Source organism: Paenibacillus sp. ALJ109b, assembly GCF_010747435.1.
GTDB classification, from domain to species: Bacteria; Bacillota; Bacilli; order Paenibacillales; family Paenibacillaceae; genus Paenibacillus; species Paenibacillus taichungensis.
Genome location: NZ_JAAIFP010000015.1, coordinates 48,512 through 68,060 on the forward strand (window position 1 = coordinate 48,512; position 19,549 = coordinate 68,060).

Below are 19,549 nucleotides of genomic sequence, written 5' to 3' on the forward strand. Positions count from 1 at the left end.
CTAGCCGTATTAATGTTTGTTAGAACTGGTTAATCTGCGCAAATAAAATGAATGACAACCGAATAATTTCTTGGACAGATGCACATTCTATTTCAGAGAATATCCACCACGCACCATCACTGTCAGGCTGTACTTGTTACCATCCAACACCGTTATACCCCGCCCATCTCTTGGAAAAGAAAGCAGATGATTGGTCGGCGCCGCCTGCCCATTCGTCAGGTCAATCCCGTCCGTCAGATCAGCTACACCATTCGTACCTTCACTGACGATCACAGCTTTGCCGCTGCGCACGATGAACTCCGCGCCAGACTTACCGATCAGCTGTTGACCCGGCTTCACCGTTACGATCTCAACAGCATCTGTCGCACCAGATACTACTGGTGGAAGTGTTGTATCACCACCTGTGCTTCCTGTTCCTGTAGAGCCGATGTTGTTCCCTGATGTATTACCCGCCCCTGCATTGTTGTTGCCTCCACTATTCGTGTTACCACTTCCTGTGGGAATTTTACCTCCCAAAGCTTGTTGAATTTGCTGGTCTACATAACTCTTCGTTACTACCGGGTCATCCGCTGTTCCTGGCTGGCTTGTACCCGCACCTATCGCGGTGTTGCTGTATACGGACCCAACCCATACGCCAACACCGATTGCCAGCGCTGCCATTGAGATTTTCATATAAGGTTTCATGTAATACCTTCCTTTCTATCAGACTATCCAAAGATATTTATTCTCTTGGTCTATCATATCTTTAATAGAAAGATTCTACAACGACTCCGGTGAGGGATTATTTCCACCATCCGGTAGATTCCCAACCGCAGGCACAAAGCCCATCGCTTGAGTAGCAAGCTTGATCCGTTGTCCCTGGAATTCATCATAAATGGCGATTGTGTAAGCCCCACTGCGACGATCATCAAATACTACATCTTGGATCGTCCAATTTAAGAATTGATTATTACCTTCTTTAAGATCTTTGTCCAACACAATCTCTTTATCAAACACTTTTCCAGTAGGTTCAATAATTTGTACAATGAGCTTGTGTTCATTTTCAGGCAGATTCATATCATTAATCCGGGAAGCATCATAGTTCCATGAAAGGTTGACCGTAGAGCCACCGCTAAGAGATGCTTTGAAGTCTCTCGTTTGAATGGTAAAAGGATAAATATCCACATTTTTAATTGTTGTCAATGTAGACTCTTGATTAGGCTTGAGTTCATAGGAAGCTGCATCCACATATCCCGTACCAGCAGCAACTGCTCCTTCTTTGCCTGTGCTTTCTCCTCCCACAGTTTCACCGATTAACAGCCTCATATCTGATATAACCGTGTTTCTCGGGATTTTGGACCACATCGTCACCAAAGCCGAGTTTCCAGGACCTGCGGGATAATCAATTTGTTTAACGGTCGTTTTGTAGTACTGTCCGTTTTTGGATTCGTAATATCCTGTTAACTGGGCCAGATCAATTTGGCGATTTTCCACATTTTTCACCTGTAGCTCGGTATATACGATGTCGGAAGATGTCCCCGGATAGACGAGAGTTCTTTTCACCTTGATTTCAGATCTCTTTCCAGGCTTATTTAATACATAATTAGTTCCCAAAGCCACTTGTGGTAATGCCGGAAGTTCGCCAATGTGAGTAAGACGAATCAATTCAGACGAATTCTCGCCCACAACCTCAGATAATGCTACTTGCAGTTGAGCCACACCCAGGTCACTAGGAAGAGAAGTCAATAGGTAAATATCCACCGAATTTCCAGGCCCAAGTAAGGCTGAATTTTGGCTAATCATTAATTTCGTATCCGAAATATCCGCCGAGTCAATGGACAACATTCCTTTTAGGTCAGGAAGCTTGAGCGTGTTAGTGGAAATATTACGCAAAGTCACCCTTGCTGACAAGACATCCGAGTTCTCCCAAGGCAAGCGTTGAATCGAGTTCCACGTCACACCCAATGTTCCGTTTTGTAATTGAAGAGTACTCTCCGTTCCAATAGACTGTTGCATCGAGTTTGCTTTAGGCAAAATATAAATACCAGCCGGATAAGAAAATTTAATCTCTTTAGACTCCGAACCCTCAGCGCCCTCGGCCTTTGGCGTGTTCATCACCAATTTCAGCGATTCATCGGCTTCCTCATAAGGCAAACTAAATGTCAAACGTATTAAACGTTCTTCATCCGGCTTTAATTTGAGACTATCCAGTGCCTTAGTAGCTAACGGAAAATCTTTTCCTTTTTTGTTTTGAACCGAGAATTCATACTTAGGAACAGTAACTTCCCGTGTACCCGTATTTTTAATTTTAAAGTTGACAGTATAATAGTTATTGCCGTGGGTCTGACTTACACTGACCTCTCCGATACTTGTAGCCATTTTGCCTTTGTTATCCTCAAGTGTGATCGTATGGACCTTTCCAGCCTTAATTTCTGTATTCTGCAATGAAGTTGATTTTGGCATTTGCATGGTGGCCAGTGGAATGACTGATTTCTCTGCTTCATTTTCTTGCACCATGATAAGCTCAGCCCCGTCCAGCTTCACCTTCTTGGGAATGGTTGTTATATAGTTAATACTCTTTGATTCCTGAGGCTGTAAGCTATACGTTGCATCATTAGCGTTCAAATTAAGCGGGTAGCTGCTTCCACCTTTAGTAATAAGAACCCATTTCACACTAGGGTTTTCCAATCCCTTATACCCCACATTATGCATATTAATCTTCACACTTGCATAATTGGATTTGTCTGAAGCAGAGAACGTCTGAAGACTTTGAACCTTAACCTTCACCGGGATATCATTAATCCGCACCTTTTTAGGTGTATTTACAGGAGTAGCTACACTATACGCGGCAGGAATATTGATTTTCCCCAGAATGCTTTCATAGTTTGGTTTACTGAAATCCCATTTCACAATTTCAAAATTAAGACTGCTTAACTGCACGTTTTTACCCACGGTAGTCACATATGTAACCGAGAGTGTAGAGCCCCCAGCGACACTTTTTTTCTCTGCATCCTGAGCCAGCAGTTTGGAATTATAGGTTGTTCCGCCCTTGCTGCGCACTTTTGTCCAATAATCAACTAACTGCAAGCTTTTCTTATCATTGTTAGTGTATGTGAGAGTATACGTAATTAGCTTGCCTTCGTCCTGTGTTAACACGTTAACATCCGTGAGTCTAACACTACTTTTGCTTGATAATTTGACGGCTGGGACATTAGTCAAGGTTTTTACAACCATTTTTTTCGATTGCTCCGTACTTGAGGATTTTGAAGTCACAGCAGCATCCACAGTAGTCACGTAGCCACCCCATACACTTTGCGTAATCCCCAATAAAGCACCAGTAATAATAACTTTCGTCCATTTATTCTTCACTTGAAACCTCCATACATAGATTTCCATTATGCTATATTATAGACGCTTTTTAAGAGCAGGAAGTTTCAAAGCGGTAACTTTTAATGATATTTAATATTTCCTGATTAAGAACATAACAAAAAACAGCCTTGCATCAATAAGATGCAAGGCTGCTTTAGGAAGATATAAATTACAGCTCTTTACCGAATGAGAACTCACCCAGTGCGTTGCCGTTTTCGTCGTTAATAGCTTTTGCTGCTTTGTTTTTAGCACCGTCGAATTTAACAGTAGCTACTTTACCATCAGTGTTACCAGCTACAGTTGCAGTAACAGTGATTGTTCTCTTATCTGTGTTGTCAAGAGTAGCACCAGTAATTGTTGCAGTTACGTCGCTACCTGCATCAACACTGAACAATCCTTGGATGTAAGCAGGACCGTAGTTGCCATCTTGTTTAAGATTTTCAGAAGCATATACTGTAAATGTAACAGTGTTACCTGTTCTAACGATATCTTTCAAAGTTACTGTTGGAGCAATACCGTCTTTTACAGTTGCAGTGAACGCTTGAAGTTTGTTACCGAAGCCATCTTGAGTGCTAGGGTTAGTAGCTTTCAAAGTATAGCCGTTAACATCGTTATTGATTGTGTTATCAGCAAACTTCAGAACAAGAGTTTTGTTAGAATCAGCCATTGTGTAGCTTGTAGGACGGATTCCGTTCAGATCGAAGTCTCCCAAGTTAACGTTAGACAACGCTGTGTTAAATTTAACTTTTACTTCGTTACGGCTTGTAGCATATACATCGTCAGTAGTAGCTTCAACTTGAGAATTATTCACACTGTTGCCAACGGAGTAATTCGAAGAGTTGAAGTATTTACCTTCAGAATCTTTGATGTAGCTTGCAGATACTTTAGCATTTTTCCAAGAAACAGTAGGAAGGTTATCGCTTGTTACAGTAATACGTACTGTGTTTGTGGAGATCAATGTAATATCGTTGTTCTCTTTAGCGATTTGATATTGTGTACCATTCAAAGTAACCATATATTTTGCTGCATCCAGAGCATTTCCATCACCAGATGTAGCTAATGTTTTGTTAAATTGAATGTATACATATCTAGGCTGATTTGTACCATCAAGTTGTTGTGCTGTAAGGTCAGTCCATACACGTGTTACACTACCGTTTTGAGCAGTGTTAGCATTCAATGTCGCAGTGTAAGGCAACAATACATTTCCGATAGTTGCAGTATCAACAACACCGGACACAGTCAATGTGTACGTAGCATCAGATTTCAAGCTGCTTCCCAGGTTAACTTTAACAGTTTTAGTGTTTTCAGTATAAACTGGTGTAATTACTGGGTGACCTTTAGAAGTCAGTCCAGACTCAGTTACGACTTTACCTTCTGCGTCTTTAAGAACATAGTTCTCAGCGTCTTGTGCAGAAGACACTTTCAAAGATTTGCTGAATTGAATTTCAGCAATGTAGTTACCGTTTTCCATTTTGAACTTAGTATCTACAACTGTAGGACGAACTGTATCCAAAGTTGGAGTTACTTTTGTATCAACGTTAGCAGAGTTATTGCTGTAGTCAGATACTGCAGTCAAGTAAACTGTGTTCTCAGATACATTCAACGGATTGTTGAATTTCAATGTAACTTTTGTGTCGTTGATTTCAATGGATTGTGCAGTGTTGCCTGAAGTGTTAGCATATGCACTTGCTACACTTTTCACAGTCTCATCAAATTCTACAGTAATTTCTTTCAAGTCGTTGGATTTAACGCCAACTACTTTAGGAGCAGCTGTATCTTCAGTTGCTGTGAATTTGCTTTCCACTGGAACGATTGCCAGACCAGAGTAGTCTTGTACGCCGCTCACACGCAATGTGTGCTCACCAGCAGTCAGATCAGTAGTTACAATCGCAACGTTAGGATAAGCGTATTTTACAGAAGCTGCAATTACGTTGTTATCCACACGGAAAGAAGTTGCGTTAACAGTTTCAGGTTTAACTGGCTCACTGAAAACTACTTTGAAAGCTTTTGTTCCCAAAGCTTTAACTTCTTTTACTTCTGGAACTGCAACATCAAGTGGAGTGAACTCTACTTTTTGTGTGAAAGTTTTTGTTGCATCAGCATTCTTAACATTGTTGATTTGAAGACTAGTGGATCTTTGGTTAGTCAAAGAAGTGTTACCTTCAGATACCAACAAAGTTACAGTAGTTTTGTCATCAGACAATGTAGCGCTTTTGAAAGTCAATCCGCTAACAACATAGTTATTAGTGCTTTCAGCTGAGTTAGGATCTACAGTACCATCAAACTTAACTGTGATTTCTTTCAAGTTTGTAGCAGATACAGAAGCTACAGCTTGAGCTACAGTAGTTTTATAAGTAACTTTTTCAGTGAAGTTTTTCTCTTTGTAAGTGAATTTAACTTCAGTTTCTTTGTTAGCTTCCAGAGCTTTATCCAAAGTCACTTTAACGGACTCGCCATCGCTCATTTTGAAAGTAACAACTTTACCAGCTTCAGTTACTTCGTAAGAAGAAACTTTCAAGCTTTGCTCTTGATCAATCGCGTAAGCTGCGCCTACAAGCAATTGACGGGAAGCATTGGATTGGAAGTTCAAGCTAGTGTCAAGCAGACCAGCGTTGATTGCTGCTTGAACATAACCTTTAGCCCAAGCTGTTGCTGAGTTATTAGTTTCAGTTGGAACTTCGAGATCCAAAGCGATTGTCAGAACTTTCGCCATTTCTTCGATAGTTACTTTACCGTTGAAGTCGAAGATTTTCTTCTCAACGTTTTTACCTTCCATGATGCCTGCAGCTGTTACTGCTTCAATGTAAGGAGCAGCCCAGTTTTTAGCATTGTAGTTTTTATCGTTGTAAGAATATACACCAGTAATTTCTTTCAGACCAAGCAATTTAGTGATAACTTTTGCGAACTCAGCGCGAGTCATCTCTTTGTCCAAACCAGCTGTTCCATCTGGGTAACCAGTGAAAACACCTTTTGCTTTCAATGCATCAAATTGTTGTTGTGGTGAAACTGCTGTATCACCGAATGCTACAGATGCAAACATCGAGAATGCCATTGCTGTAGACAATGCTACGGATAAAATTTTCTTCATAACCTTTTTTTCTCCTCCTTGGGCGTTCATAACATGGGAATTTTCTTTAATAGTTTCGCTCGTGTTCCTCATATATTGTTGCACCCCCTTTCCAGAGTCCTGAGCAAGTTAATATAAATGATGTCTGTGAGCATATCACAGAAACTTGTAAACAATTATAATAATAGAATCATACGAAAATAGAGTAGTTTCCTAATCCTACCTAACGTATTATACAATGGGTTACTCTCGCCGTAAAGCAATTTTTTCTAATAAATAGACAAGATTCTTCACGAGGTCATTCTTGGTAAGAGGCCCAATGTTTTTGACTCTACATCTTAAACGCAGCAGATTTCAAAAAGTTGCGGATTCCTCAAAAAAAGTTTTGAACTTATTTATGTATTGATACAGTGCAGGTAATTTTGATGTTCAAAACCATTAATTCAGTGGGAATGAAGCAAACTGTTAGAAATTATATGGTGTAATAATGGATGGGGACGTTTTATTTATACCCGTAAACCCGCTCCATGAAGCGACAAATTCTTCTAAATGTACAATAAAATAAAAGGCATTCCATTTGGAATGCCTTTCGTAAAGTTTCGGTTCTATAACTTAGCGAATTTTCATCGCAAGGTCAATAATTTGAGCACGCATATTTGGATCACTGTTCAATCTTAGATACATATCGTCAATAGGTTGTCTATTTTCTCGGTACGTCTTTTCATGCTTCATCGTGGTGTGAGACCATTCAATCAAGTCATTTTCAGCCAGAACCAAATTGTTATACGCATCATGGAAGCCAGTCGCCTGTACAAGCCCTTCCATCACTTCTTGGGAAACTTCCTGTGTTTTACGTGTATCTTCTATTTTCTTCTCCAGAATGACTGCTTGTTTCTCGAACTGTGTCTTTGCCTTCATGTAGCCCAGCTGGGCTTTCGAATAAATCGGTTTCATTAGCTAACTTCACCCTCTAGATCATTGTGTATTTACCGTTATTGTATCTTAAACTCTAGCAAATTACAAAAATAGTTATTGGTAAAAAACTTATTTCTTCTATTATAAAAGTGTTCTTTATCAGTTACTTAACACTCATAAAAAGGACCTGCCCCTTTAGTGCAAGGGACAGGTCCTTCCTAAAATGCATCCATGCTATCACATAAATTAACTCAAGTTTTTAGGGAATACTTTGGTACTCTTCTTGAGCAATTCAACCGCGATCTTACCTGCTTCTGCACGAGTCAGGTTTCCTTTCGGGTTAAATGCATACTGTGGTTTGCTTTGACCGGCAACTGTTACAGGAGACCCTTCCATGATCTTCGCTTTGGTAACGGCTTGCACAGCAGGACCCGCGTAGTTCTCCATACTGCCCGAGTCGATGAAAGACTTGGCCAATGCACTTTGGAGCTTGTTGTCATTTGCAGCTAACTTGAGCTCAAGTGCTCTCGCTATCATGACCGCTGCCTGTTCACGTGTGAGAGGACGATCCGGCCCAAACACACCATCGGTCAATCCTGTAATGATACCTGCTCTGGCCGCTGTCTCAATACTGTCATAATCCCAAGTATATGAACTTGTTCCAGGCGCCACATCTGTAAATGTTCTTCTGCTATCAGAAGTAATCGGAAGATTCAATCCTTTTACCAAAAGTGTGGCAAACTCTCCTCTGGAAGTCCGATCATCTGTTCCAAATTGTTCAAAACGCAATGGTGCCATAAATCCTTTGGCGTATAATGCATTAAGAATATTTCTGGCCCAACCGTGGTTCGTGATATCGTTGTAACTTCTTCTAAGCTTCATGACTTTATAGTACCCGAAATTATCGAACGGAACAGTTACTGTATGCTTCTTGGAATCCACTTCTCCACCAATACGTTTCCATTCTCTACTTGAAGAGTAGTAGAATACCGAGATTGTGGAGCCCGCGTCATCTACCACATTAGAATCATAAGTCAATGTCAATGTACCACGTTGAGATGGTTTGATTTTGCGCTCAGTAGGTGTTAATGGATTACCATACAATGAATCTATAGTGTATGGACCTACCCCATTTGTTGGCTCTTTGTAGTTGTCAGTGCCTCTTGTGCCCGACTCCCCTAAACCTCCACTAATCCAGTAAATGTCTGAAATCGGACTAAAGTTCACAGAATCTCCCGTGATCGCCGAGAACCTTCTGTAATAATCATCTGGTACGCTTAATGGATTGGGATCTCCTTCTTCTGTTTTGAAACCAACAATACTTCCGTAATCGTTACGACGTTCCACAATACCGGTATTCGGATCCGCAATACCAAACAACAGTTTGTTATTAGGATAGAACTTTGCGATTCCACTGGTGTCTACACTTTCCATTACCGTCCCTTTCGGGAAGCTTAGCTCAAGCTGTTTATTGAAGGCAGAGTACTTAGTGGCTACTTTAGGAGCCATATACTGAGAATCCACTCCAGTAGCACTAGTATAGTACACTTCAATTGTATCCGTTGTTTTTACACCATTACGATCAATTGTTAGTTTAATTTTGTTCACTTTATCGGATTTGAGTCCAACATAATCAAGAGCAAAACGGTCCGTTTCTATTCCTTGAAGCTTTTTAGCTGTCTCTTTATCAATAATAACGGACGTTGCTCCCTCTGCCTCAATATCAAAATGAACAAAGTTTTTGTTGACAACAATTTGACTACCTGAAGTAGGTTGCGGAGCTATAATACGATAACCTGCAGCTTCTCTGACCACTTCTACCTTCTGGCTTGTTTTTGCTCCAGTTTTGTTATAAAGATCTAATGTGTAGATATATGTTCCTGGTGTCTCAGCTTTCAGGTCTCTCAATCGTACAACAAAGTCCTTCTGACTACCGGCACGATCCACAATAACATTACCATTGTTTAGCGCATACTCAGGAGAAATTGTTGGATCTGCCCAAGTTGTATTACCTGCCGATCCTTCTGGTATATTCACGTCAAAAATAGTTTGAGTCCCCATACTCAGGCTCATTCGAATAGCCCCTGCACCGCGTATTGCCAAGTCAAAATTTTTAAGGCTGGTCGTGTATTTCTTGTCGGCAAATGTGAAATCCGTGGACAGGTTAAACAGGTTTTTCACCCATTGATCATCCGGGTTATACGGATCAAGGAATGTGGAGCGATTTTTACTTGGTGCCGGCTGAAAATTGTTGATTGTCGATACATTATTATCATTAATGTATATGCGCAATTCTTTGGTTACTTCATTCAGCTGGCCTTTCTCTCCAGTTCCTGTACCCGTTAATACGATGCGGTTTTCCCCAAAGAATAAAGGTCCCTTATCTCCGTCAATATCAATTTCAACGTCTTTAAAGCTTCCATCAGCGCCCAAAGTCAACTTTTTTTGAGTCGTGTTCGCTGCAGGGTGTGTCGAATACACTTTTACACCGTTTGCGAAAATCTCTGCTACAAAGTAGTTGCTATCTAATGTTGCAAAGTCAACGTACTTACCTTCAACCAGCAATTTATCTGTTTTTTTGGAGTTCATGTCATATGTCTGACCATCCGTCAGGTTGCTCACAAAAATATAGTTTTTGGAGGCAAAGGAGATCGTCGCATTACGACTTGATGTTGATCCAGCAAACTTGAACTGAACTGTTTGATTTCCGTTTTTGAAGCCTTTGATTTGATAAATATATTTAGTTGGAGATATTTGTATAACTGTTGGTGAAAATTCAATCGGGCTTGTGCTTCTTGGAAGATATTCGGCTGTCAACACACTTCCATTAGGATTTCTGCTGGTTTCTACGAGGATATAAAAATCCGCAGAAGTGACACTTGAACCCGAAAGAGGTACCCCTTCTGGTGCATCACCAGAGCCGCTATAGTCCTTAAGATATTTTAAATCCGTAATAACCGTTTCATTCTCTAGATATTGAAAATTCATATTTACACTTGCTGTGTGTTTTCCATACTTCACACTCAACGAATGATTTTGCAAGCGATCGATCGTAGTATCAGGGGCAGTTCCTGATTCTGTAAATTTCAATGAAGGGATTTCAAACGAAATCAGAGCATATGAAGGCGTGTTGATTCCCACACTAGGAATGGGTTCAATTTTTGGAACAATGCCACTCAATGCGCCATCCACCGAGATTTCAGGAACAGCAGTTGTTTTATCATCCGGCAAAAGTAATTGAACAGTTACACTGGCTTGTAAAGGGTCACCTCCATAAGTAGGCCTTTCCGAGAGCATACTCTGCGACAGTCCACCTGAACCCTCATTCAAATCCAGTTGAGAGAATGGATTTTCTTCATCATAGTAGAGCAGAGAATAAGTGTATTTATTTTTGTCTACTCCGCTTTCAATAGTGATGACCACATCATTTTTGCCTGCCTTCAATCGAAGCATTGGCGAGAAAAATGCACCGTCTTGTTGAGATAATGATGTTGGTAATGCCTCACCATTATTCAAACTTACTGTTACTTTAGAGGAGTTGTGGGCTACACCTTGAATAGTCACATCACCCGTATCTACAACAACCTGTGATCCTTCATTTAGATCAAGATTATCGGCCCCGCCCAAAACTTGCAGCTTTTCAATGTATGGTACAGAGTCATACAAGATATAGAAGCTTTCAGAACGTTCGCTTGGTCCCTGGGAACCGGTAAACGTTACTTTGTTCATTCCGGGAAATAATGTAAGTGTTGCTTTAAAACGATTGTCTGGCCGATCTGGATCAACCGTTACAACCGCTGGTGCTACTCGCGTACTGTCTGGAACCCAAGTACCATCCTTCAGATTCATCAGTTGAACATTGGCACCCAATGTAGAGCCTGTTACGTTAGTGAACGTACCCGTTACGGCCTGTTCACTGCTAGTTACAACAAATGCAGTTGAACGCGATAGCACATCCGTGCCAGTTCCACTCATTTTGAGACCTACTGTATCTTTCAATTGGACGTTCCCAGCATTATCCGGAGTAAAATAACTCGTCTGTCCTGCCGCCGATGCGACTGGTGCAAGGCCTGCTGGTATTAGAGATACAACCAGTGCCACCATCATCAGCCAAATCATCGGCTTCTTCGTACGCTGCATGCAATCATCTCTCCTCTTTTTAAGTCAGTTACCGTTATATATCGGCCGAAAGGTTCCAATTATTTAGTAAAAACAGCAAAATAAACAAAAAACCTTGTCCACGAAGGACAAGGTTTGGGTTGAAAGAATATTCAATAAGATCAGTAAACGAGCGTTTCTATTTAGGATTTCGAGCGGGTCTCCGGGTTCAACTTGACGCGCATACGCATCAGGAAGTTAATGACCGGCCTTCTGGTTTTGCTTACAAGTCCGATGACTTCTGCTCCAACCTGGAGGAAGAACATCATGATACAGATCACGACGAACGTTACCCAGTTGGCTTCGAACATCGCAGCGGAAGATTGGATAATCGCCAGTACACCGAAGAATGCGGCAATACCGTAGATGATCAGCACTGTCTGACGGTGACTGAATCCAAGTTCACGCAAGCAGTGATGCAAGTGACCTTTATCCGGTGAGAAAATCGGTTTCCGTTGTACCGCACGACGAATGATCGCGAAGAAGGTATCCGAGAGCGGCACACCGATAATGATCAACGGTGTAATGAAGGACACGACAGCAATTTGTTTGAAACCAAGCATGGACAGCATTGCCAGAGAGAAACCAAGGAATAGTGATCCCGTATCCCCCATAAAGATCTTGGCTGGGTGGAAGTTGAAGAACAAGAAACCAACAATACTACCAAGCAGTACAAGACACATCAAGGCAATCATCATGTTACCCATCAGGAAGGACATCACCGCAATGGTACCAATCGCAATACCGGATACACCAGCAGCCAGACCATCCAGACCATCAATCAGGTTAATCGCATTCGTTACACCAACGATCCAGAGAATCGTCAGCGGAATGGACACCCAAGCTTCCAGTGAGGAGTACGCATCCTGAAAAGGAATATTGACGAAGTCTACACGGATATTGAATCCGAATACGACTACAGCAGCAGCAACAATTTGTCCGAGCAGTTTCACTTTGGCTGACAGTTCAAAACGATCATCCAATGCACCAATCAGTACGATGATCGATCCACCGATCAGAAAAGCACTGACAAAGCTCATGTCTCTTGTCGTAAACCATGCTGACACAAAAGGAAGCAGTGCAGCAACGGTAATGATAAAGGCCAGGAAAATCCCTAGACCACCAAGACGTGGCATAATGCGAGTGTGCACTTTACGAGCATTCGGCGTATCCATTGCTCCGATTCTGACTGCGAACTTTTTGACAAGTGGTGTCAGGGCAAGAGCCAGTCCCATTGACACGATAAATCCAATGATAAAGATCGCTACCATTTGAACATTCGACCCCCAATTATAATACCTGTAAGAAATTATAAATCCCCTGATCTCTTTTTATATATAAAAAATCATTTGTTAGTCATTTTTGAATACTTGTTACACGATAACGAAGAGAGCAAGGAAAACCTGAAGAAGCGAAGCGTTCGCCTTTATTACCTGATTTCACCCTTATAAAAGGGTAATAAAAGAAATCTGGGGATAACAGCGATCGGAAGGTTGCCTTGCTATCGTAGTTGCTCAGTGTAACGTTTTAATTCAAGCAGTACGACACATGTAATCCGGAATGAATTATACGCTGATCACAGGCAAAATACCAACCTCAATTTTTAGCAAAAACGTTCATTTTACTCGTAATAGCCTAATTTTAACGGACTTTAGTCACGTTTTCTTTGTCCCGCATCACTTTGACAGCGAATTTCGGAAGCGCAAGCATTCGACCAGCCCGACTAGGTTCGCGAAGCAGACGATAAAACCATTCCAGTCTTAACTTTTGGAACACTTTAGGTGCACGTTTGGTTTTCCCCGAAATCACATCAAAGCTGCCTCCAACCCCCATGGTAACAGGAACTTGAAGCGCATCTTTGTACTTGTGAATCCACGGTTCCTGCGTGTCTGCCCCACGTGCAACAAACAGCAGATCAGGTGCAGCTTCACGGATGGAAGCGACAACCTGCTCGTCCTCAGCCGGACCAAAATAACCGTCGCGATAACCTACAATTCGAATCGCCGGATATTGCTCTTGTAACCGAACTGCCGTTTCTTGAATCACCTCAGGTGTGGAACCGAGCAGATACACGCCCCACCGATAGTTTTCTCCAACACGCAGCAATTCATGTAAAAGATCAAATCCAGGTACCCGCTCTGCCACAGGCTCCCCACAATAATTGGCAGCCCATACAACCCCTGTTCCATCAGGAACAATCATTTCCGCAGACTGCATAACCTTCATCATCGCTGGATTCTCCAGCGCGGCCATGACCATGATGGGATTGGCTGTAATGACTTGGTGCGGCTGTTTTGTAAGCACTGCTTGGCGTAGAACCTCCACCGTTTCTTTCATTGTTAGTTTGGAAAAAGGAATACCATAGATTGAAACGGTAGGTATTGGTCCGGTCTGATTCATCTTATTTCACCCTTTGCGGCCTAAATATTTAATAATTTGCTGAGCAGGCACTTTGGCTTCCTGCTTCAATTCGGTAATGCCTTCTTCATGTTCCTTCAGCCACTGTGAACGCTGATCCAACAGGTTAGCCACCGTCTTCGCCAGTTTATCCCCATCCAGCGTATCCGTATTACCCACGGTTTCACTATCCAGACGCAGCATGAACTGATCAATCTTCGGATCATACGAGATACCAACGGGTGGAACATACTGTGATGCTGCATAGATCAGACTGTGCAGACGCATGCCGATAACGACGTCACAATTGCTGACTTCCTGAAGCATCAGCTGCGGATCGGTAAGATCCTTGGTAATACTTACTTCGCTACCCTTGTTACCGAGGTCACCGAGCATTTCCATGACAAAACGTGAAGCCTGCTCATCAATCGGTAAGTGAAATGGCATAAAGCGCAAGTGAACGGCTTTTTTGGAGCATAGCTTCTTCAGTCCAGCAGCAATCGCTGTAAGCTCTTTACGATCCGACTCCCAGAAACGTACCGAAACGCCGATCACAGGGAGTTTGGTATGAACGCTTGCTCCTTGAGCATTAACCGCGACTGAACTTACTTCTTCCGCATTGACTTCAGGCAGTGGCAGACCCATCACTGGGTCAGGGACCACATGAATCTGATTCCACTGCAATCCGAGCCCACGCAAATATTCAGCGGATTGTTCATCACGCACAGATACATAATTGCAGGCCTTGAAGACCGAACGAATCATTGGATTGAACATTTTGCGATTTACAGGTCCAATGCCCTGAGCATAGATAAATGTTGGTTTTTTCAACCATTGGGCCAGTTTGATAACACCCAGGTAGTAAGGGATGGATTTCAGTCCGGTTGCATCCTGCAGCAGACTTCCTCCCCCACTAATTAAACCGTCACTTTCCTTGATCGCTTCGCGAACCTCCTTCAACTTCATCCGATGTACTGAACGTACACCGTACATTGAAGTGGTCGACTCCGGGTCACCGGAGAGCACAATCGGCTCAATCGTGACATTCGATCTGTGACTCTCCTCTTCCAGCGCCGTCAAAATTGACTTTAGTACCGCTTCGTCTCCGCTGTTGCGGAATCCGTAATATCCCGAGATGACTAACTTTTGAGAAGTGGTGACCATTTTTTCCAACATCCTTCCGCTACTTGCCACACACCCACAGCAACGATACCGAAGATTAAGCCAAGTCCCAATCCCATCACTCCACGAATGAGTGACAATACAGCTGGCGTATGGATATGAGCGAACGTATCCACCATGGACAATTGTCCAATTGCTGCAATAATGAGCACAAAGATGACTTTACGATATTTTAAAGCGGCGAACACGCCAACGATAAACAGCGGGTGTCCCAGCATAAATTCTTTGAATCTTGGCCGCACGCCGAATGTGTCTTCCAACACAACACGCAGGAACATCTCGAAAGGCGTAACCGAACCCGAGTTGCCTGTACGACTCAAATAGTAATACCCAACAACGGCAGCAACAAGTGCTAATACAACCATCACAACGGTAATCGGAGTACGAAGCAGGTTCTTAATTTGCTTAATGGAGAACGTACCCGAACCACGGTAAAACACAATATAAATCGCTACCAGCGCCATAGGTGCAAAGTGCAACAGACTCACGCCTCGGAACTGGTTGATCACCAGACTGTACGTAATGCTGTTCAGTAATGCGATGACAAAAGGTACCGCCAAGAACGACAGAATCGACGTTCTTACATATAAGAATATCGTTTGTGCCAACCGGCGACCCGCAGGCGCGTCTGGCTGACGCTGTTGCTGATAGTTCACTGTACGAACAGCCAGCACCATTGCAATCGTTGGCGCGCTAATAGCGACCAGCAAGGCAATTCCTTGCTCCAGCAGCGTCGGTTTGAGCAAGAATAATCCGGCACTACCCACCAGAGCCAGCGCAAATACCAGCAATGTCAGCAGTGGTACAAAATAGGAAACCATAAGCGTAATCATTGCGATTGCACCAATCAAGGCAACCAGCTTGGCATAACGCTGAATGGAAGAATCCTTAACCGTGAACGCTTCAGCTTGTCCCAGTTCAAAGCCGTGTTTTCCCATACGTTCAATCGCATGACCTGGCTCACCCAAACTGTTGATTAGATTATCAATTGGGTTGGTGATCATGGCTTTGGCTGTATTCCGACTTGGCGAAGCATTCATATAGAGCATACGAATGTTGCGGTCTTTGGTAGCCAAAACAAAACGGTCAGCAATGGTGTCTACATCCAGATTGGCATCCCCATCACTTAAGGAGTACAGACGAGTTACATTGTAATCAATTTTATAGGAGAGAGTCTCAAAACCGGATTGTGGTTTCTTCAAATTCTCAATAGCCGCCAGTCCAATATGGTGCTTGTTCAGCAACTGGGCAAACATATCGATACTCTTCATCTCTGCATTATCATTGTACCCTTTCACAGCATCGCCATCAAACAAGATGCGCTTTACCCCATTTTCTTCGAAGAAGGTAAGCAGGCGTTCCATGGATTCCTGATTATAAGGAACACTGTCTGAAATCCGTGGCAAAATGTAAAATCCTTTATCACGCAGCATCTTCACGGCAACCGGATCTGGTTGCAAAGGCTGCATGTTGGCATTCTCCGGTGGAGTCTGCAATATTAAGCCGCTACGACCTTCATATTCCCATGGAAGCACAGGAATCTCCCGATCGGCGAACGTTTGTTCAATGATAGGGGTATACGTTTGTGCATTTTCCTCATTTGTGAATAGAACATACGTGTAATTATCGTTAGCAGGAATGACATTTTTGGTCATGTTCGCAAGATCCTGCCCGTTATATACCATCAGACGGCGGGACTTCTTCAACTCATCCAGTGTACTTTCGAACACCGCCATGGTTGTCACTCCGGCGTCTTTCAACCGAGTCAGTTGTTCATTCATAAAGTCTTGCGGATGGGCCTGATAAGCCGAGATATCCAATAGCCCCCGATAATTGAAGACAAGCTCCACCTTTTTGGCGGAAGATTCCGTCTGTACCCGATCACTGATGACAGGGATGGAAGCAATCAAACCGATAATGACAACAATCCACAGCCACTTCCGTGAAGCGGTATTCCAATAAAGCCATTTTTGACGCACTACATGTACCTCCTCAAGTGTTGGAACCAAATGCACGTTCAGCTCATGATTTTCATTGCATAATAGTGAATAAATACCGGATACAAACAGCTTGTGTCAACAAACGTGCATCTATCCGCAATTCATCCAAAATAGACGTAGGAATTCACCCTTTTTACCTAAAAGAAAAGCCCCTCCGCCAACCAACCTTACGGTGCGGAGAGGCTTTCTCATGTTCTTACTCAGTACTGCATTCGTATTTATTGTGCGTCTACACGCGTCATCACCGTAGTAGCCAAACGCTCAATACGGCTTTCGGCGTCTTCCAGGTTCTCTCCGCGCACAGCGAAGTATACTTTGATCTTCGGTTCTGTTCCCGAAGGACGCAGGCAGAACCATGATCCGTCTGCCAAAATAAATTTCAGAACGTTCTCTTTTGGCAAGCCATCCAAGCCAAGGGAGTAATCCAGCACATCTTGTACAGCGATGCCGGCTACTTCTTGTGGCGGATTGGAGCGCCAGTCGGTCATTTTCGCCTGAATTTGAGCTACGCCATCTTTGCCTTTGAGCGTACGGGACTCCAGCTTCTCCAGGAAATATCCGAATTGGCTGTACAGCTCTTGCAGGACATCATAGAGCGTTTTGCCTTGGTTTTTATAATAAGCAGCTGCTTCAGCAATTAGCATTGCAGCCAGGACTGCATCCTTGTCACGTGCGTAGCTGCCTGCCAGGTAACCGTAGCTTTCCTCATAACCGAACAAGAACGTATGACTTCCGGTTGCTTCGAACTGGTTCATTTTTTCACCGATATATTTAAAGCCTGTCAGGGTGTTCATCACTTCTGCACCGTAATGCTCGGCAATGACCGCTCCCATCTCGCTTGTTACAATCGTTTTGACAACCGCGCTATTTTTCGGCAGCTTACCTGTCTCTTGCAAACGACTCAACACATAGTGCACCATGATAGCTCCAGATTGGTTACCCGACAGTACGAAATACTTGCCATCCTTGTCTTTCACTACCGCACCCATGCGGTCTGCATCCGGATCTGTACCAATCAGAATGTCCGCACCCACGGATTCACCCAGCTTCATTGCGAGTGTAAATGCTTCGCGCTCTTCAGGGTTAGGGGATTTCACTGTGGAAAATTCAGCATCAGGCTGTTCTTGTTCTGCCACAATGTGAACCTGCTCAAAACCGATCTGTTCCAACACACGACGTACAGGCACATTACCTGTTCCGTGCAGTGGAGTGAAGACGATTTTGAAATCACGGCCGACGCCGGATTGAATCAGATCACGACTGAGGCTCAGGCTGGCAACGGTATCAACAAATGCCTGATCTTCCTCTTCCCCAAGCCATACGAGCAATCCTTGAGCTTCGGCTTCTTCCTGCGTCAGCTTTTTCACATCCGCGAGGGAAGGAACTTCCTGAATGTATTGAATGACTTTCTCTGCTTCGTGTGGTACCAATTGGCCACCCTCGTGGTTGTACACTTTGTAGCCATTGTATTCAGGAGGATTATGACTCGCTGTCACCACAATACCGCCGGTTGCTTGCAGATGACGTACACTAAAGGAAAGCTGAGGCGTAGGACGCAGGGATGTAAACAACTTAGCCACAATGCCATTTCCAGCCAGAACCAAGGCAGCATCCAGTGTGAACTCAGGTGAGAAATGACGGGAATCATGCGCGATCACTACAGAAGGTTTACCTTCTTTGTCGCCATGCTGCTCCAGCAAATAACGGGCAAACCCTTGCGTTGCACGACCCACGGTATATCGGTTCATCCGGTTGCTTCCCGCTCCGATCACACCACGCAATCCACCTGTACCAAACTCCAGATTTCTGTAAAAACGATCCTCCAGCTCTTTCGGCTGATCCTGCAAATCACGAAGCTCCTGTTTCGTCGCTTCATCAATCGAAGCATCCTCCAACCACTGCTGCAATGTTTGTGCCGCTGTTGTGCTTAACTGTTCCATTCCTGCAAACCCCTTCCTTCTATATAAAATTCAATTAAACGCTAAACTATACAATCATTAGCTTGGGTCAGACAGTGCGAACATGATCTCGCCTTCAGCTACTACTTTGTCGCCTACTTTGGCTGTAGCTTTGCCTTTACCAATTGAACCTTTGAGACGCGTAATCTCCACTTCCAGCATCAATGTATCTCCAGGCACAACTTGTCCACGGAATCGGAAATTGTCCAGTCCCGCCAAAAAGCCAATTTTGCCTTTGTTGCCTTCCAAATTCAGAATGGCTACTGCACCAACCTGTGCCAATGCTTCCGTAATCAACACACCCGGCATTACCGGATACTCTGGAAAATGACCAATGAAGAAAGGTTCATTAATGGTTACATTTTTCAAACCAACGGCACGTTTGCCATCCTCTAACTCTACAATCTTGTCCACCAGCAGAAACGGGGGACGGTGTGGAATAATCTCTTGGATCTGTTTGATATCGAGCACAGTATAATCTCCTCTCAGGGTCATTTATACGAGGGTCATCCCCAACATAATGT

Annotated in this window: 11 protein-coding genes; all 11 read right to left on the reverse strand. The window is 43.3% G+C overall.

Annotated features, from left to right (window positions below; translation table 11 throughout):
* Positions 1 to 87 precede the first annotated feature (87 nt).
* Complete coding sequence (locus tag G3352_RS16305; protein ID WP_163758040.1) at positions 88 to 684, reverse strand: hypothetical protein; 597 nt, start codon at positions 682 to 684, stop codon at positions 88 to 90.
* 75 nt (positions 685 to 759) lie between these two features.
* Positions 760 to 3,348 carry a DUF4352 domain-containing protein gene (locus tag G3352_RS31590; protein WP_163758042.1) on the reverse strand — a complete coding sequence of 863 codons (2,589 nt, stop codon included), beginning with the start codon at positions 3,346 to 3,348 and terminating at the stop codon, positions 760 to 762.
* Between the two features lie 169 nt (positions 3,349 to 3,517).
* Positions 3,518 to 6,508, reverse strand: a complete 2,991-nt coding sequence (locus G3352_RS16315) for an S-layer homology domain-containing protein (protein WP_163758044.1) — start codon at positions 6,506 to 6,508, stop codon at positions 3,518 to 3,520.
* 519 nt (positions 6,509 to 7,027) lie between these two features.
* Positions 7,028 to 7,369, reverse strand: coding sequence for a hypothetical protein (locus G3352_RS16320; RefSeq protein WP_024631636.1), 342 nt, complete (start codon positions 7,367 to 7,369; stop codon positions 7,028 to 7,030).
* A gap of 207 nt (positions 7,370 to 7,576) precedes the next feature.
* Positions 7,577 to 11,470 (reverse strand): S-layer homology domain-containing protein, encoded by a 3,894-nt coding sequence (locus G3352_RS16325; RefSeq protein ID WP_163758046.1) that lies wholly within the window; start codon positions 11,468 to 11,470, stop codon positions 7,577 to 7,579.
* Positions 11,471 to 11,631: 161 nt separating this feature from the next.
* The gene (locus G3352_RS16330) at positions 11,632 to 12,759 is read right to left on the reverse strand and encodes a glycosyltransferase family 4 protein (RefSeq protein ID WP_072733618.1); all 1,128 of its coding nucleotides are present in this window, start codon (positions 12,757 to 12,759) and stop codon (positions 11,632 to 11,634) included.
* 370 nt (positions 12,760 to 13,129) lie between these two features.
* Positions 13,130 to 13,888: a WecB/TagA/CpsF family glycosyltransferase gene (locus tag G3352_RS16335; RefSeq protein ID WP_163758047.1), complete on the reverse strand. Its 759-nt coding sequence runs from the start codon at positions 13,886 to 13,888 to the stop codon at positions 13,130 to 13,132.
* A 6-nt stretch (positions 13,889 to 13,894) separates the two neighbouring features.
* Positions 13,895 to 15,049 carry a polysaccharide pyruvyl transferase CsaB gene (gene csaB / locus G3352_RS16340; RefSeq protein WP_163758049.1) on the reverse strand — a complete coding sequence of 385 codons (1,155 nt, stop codon included), beginning with the start codon at positions 15,047 to 15,049 and terminating at the stop codon, positions 13,895 to 13,897.
* The gene (locus G3352_RS16345) at positions 15,025 to 17,046 is read right to left on the reverse strand and encodes a DUF5693 family protein (protein ID WP_163758051.1); all 2,022 of its coding nucleotides are present in this window, start codon (positions 17,044 to 17,046) and stop codon (positions 15,025 to 15,027) included. The genes csaB and G3352_RS16345 overlap by 25 nt, the downstream gene beginning before the upstream one ends.
* A 239-nt stretch (positions 17,047 to 17,285) precedes the next feature.
* Entirely contained in the window at positions 17,286 to 19,007 is a 1,722-nt protein-coding gene (locus G3352_RS16350) for a phospho-sugar mutase (protein ID WP_163758053.1), read from the reverse strand.
* 57 nt (positions 19,008 to 19,064) lie between these two features.
* Positions 19,065 to 19,496, reverse strand: a complete 432-nt coding sequence (fabZ, locus tag G3352_RS16355; protein WP_063567749.1) for a 3-hydroxyacyl-ACP dehydratase FabZ — start codon at positions 19,494 to 19,496, stop codon at positions 19,065 to 19,067.
* Positions 19,497 to 19,549: the final 53 nt, after the last annotated feature.

Excerpts from the sequence above, each read along its gene's own strand:
- G3352_RS16305 (WP_163758040.1), bottom strand. The coding sequence starts at position 684 with ATGAAACCTTATATGAAAATCTCAATGGCAGCGCTGGCAATCGGTGTT.
- G3352_RS16315 (WP_163758044.1), bottom strand. The coding sequence starts at position 6,508 with ATGAGGAACACGAGCGAAACTATTAAAGAAAATTCCCATGTTATGAAC.
- G3352_RS16320 (WP_024631636.1), bottom strand. The coding sequence starts at position 7,369 with ATGAAACCGATTTATTCGAAAGCCCAGCTGGGCTACATGAAGGCAAAG.
- G3352_RS16325 (WP_163758046.1), bottom strand. The coding sequence starts at position 11,470 with ATGCAGCGTACGAAGAAGCCGATGATTTGGCTGATGATGGTGGCACTG.
- G3352_RS16330 (WP_072733618.1), bottom strand. The coding sequence starts at position 12,759 with ATGGTAGCGATCTTTATCATTGGATTTATCGTGTCAATGGGACTGGCT.
- G3352_RS16335 (WP_163758047.1), bottom strand. The coding sequence starts at position 13,888 with ATGAATCAGACCGGACCAATACCTACCGTTTCAATCTATGGTATTCCT.
- csaB (WP_163758049.1), bottom strand. The coding sequence starts at position 15,049 with ATGGTCACCACTTCTCAAAAGTTAGTCATCTCGGGATATTACGGATTC.
- G3352_RS16350 (WP_163758053.1), bottom strand. The coding sequence starts at position 19,007 with ATGGAACAGTTAAGCACAACAGCGGCACAAACATTGCAGCAGTGGTTG.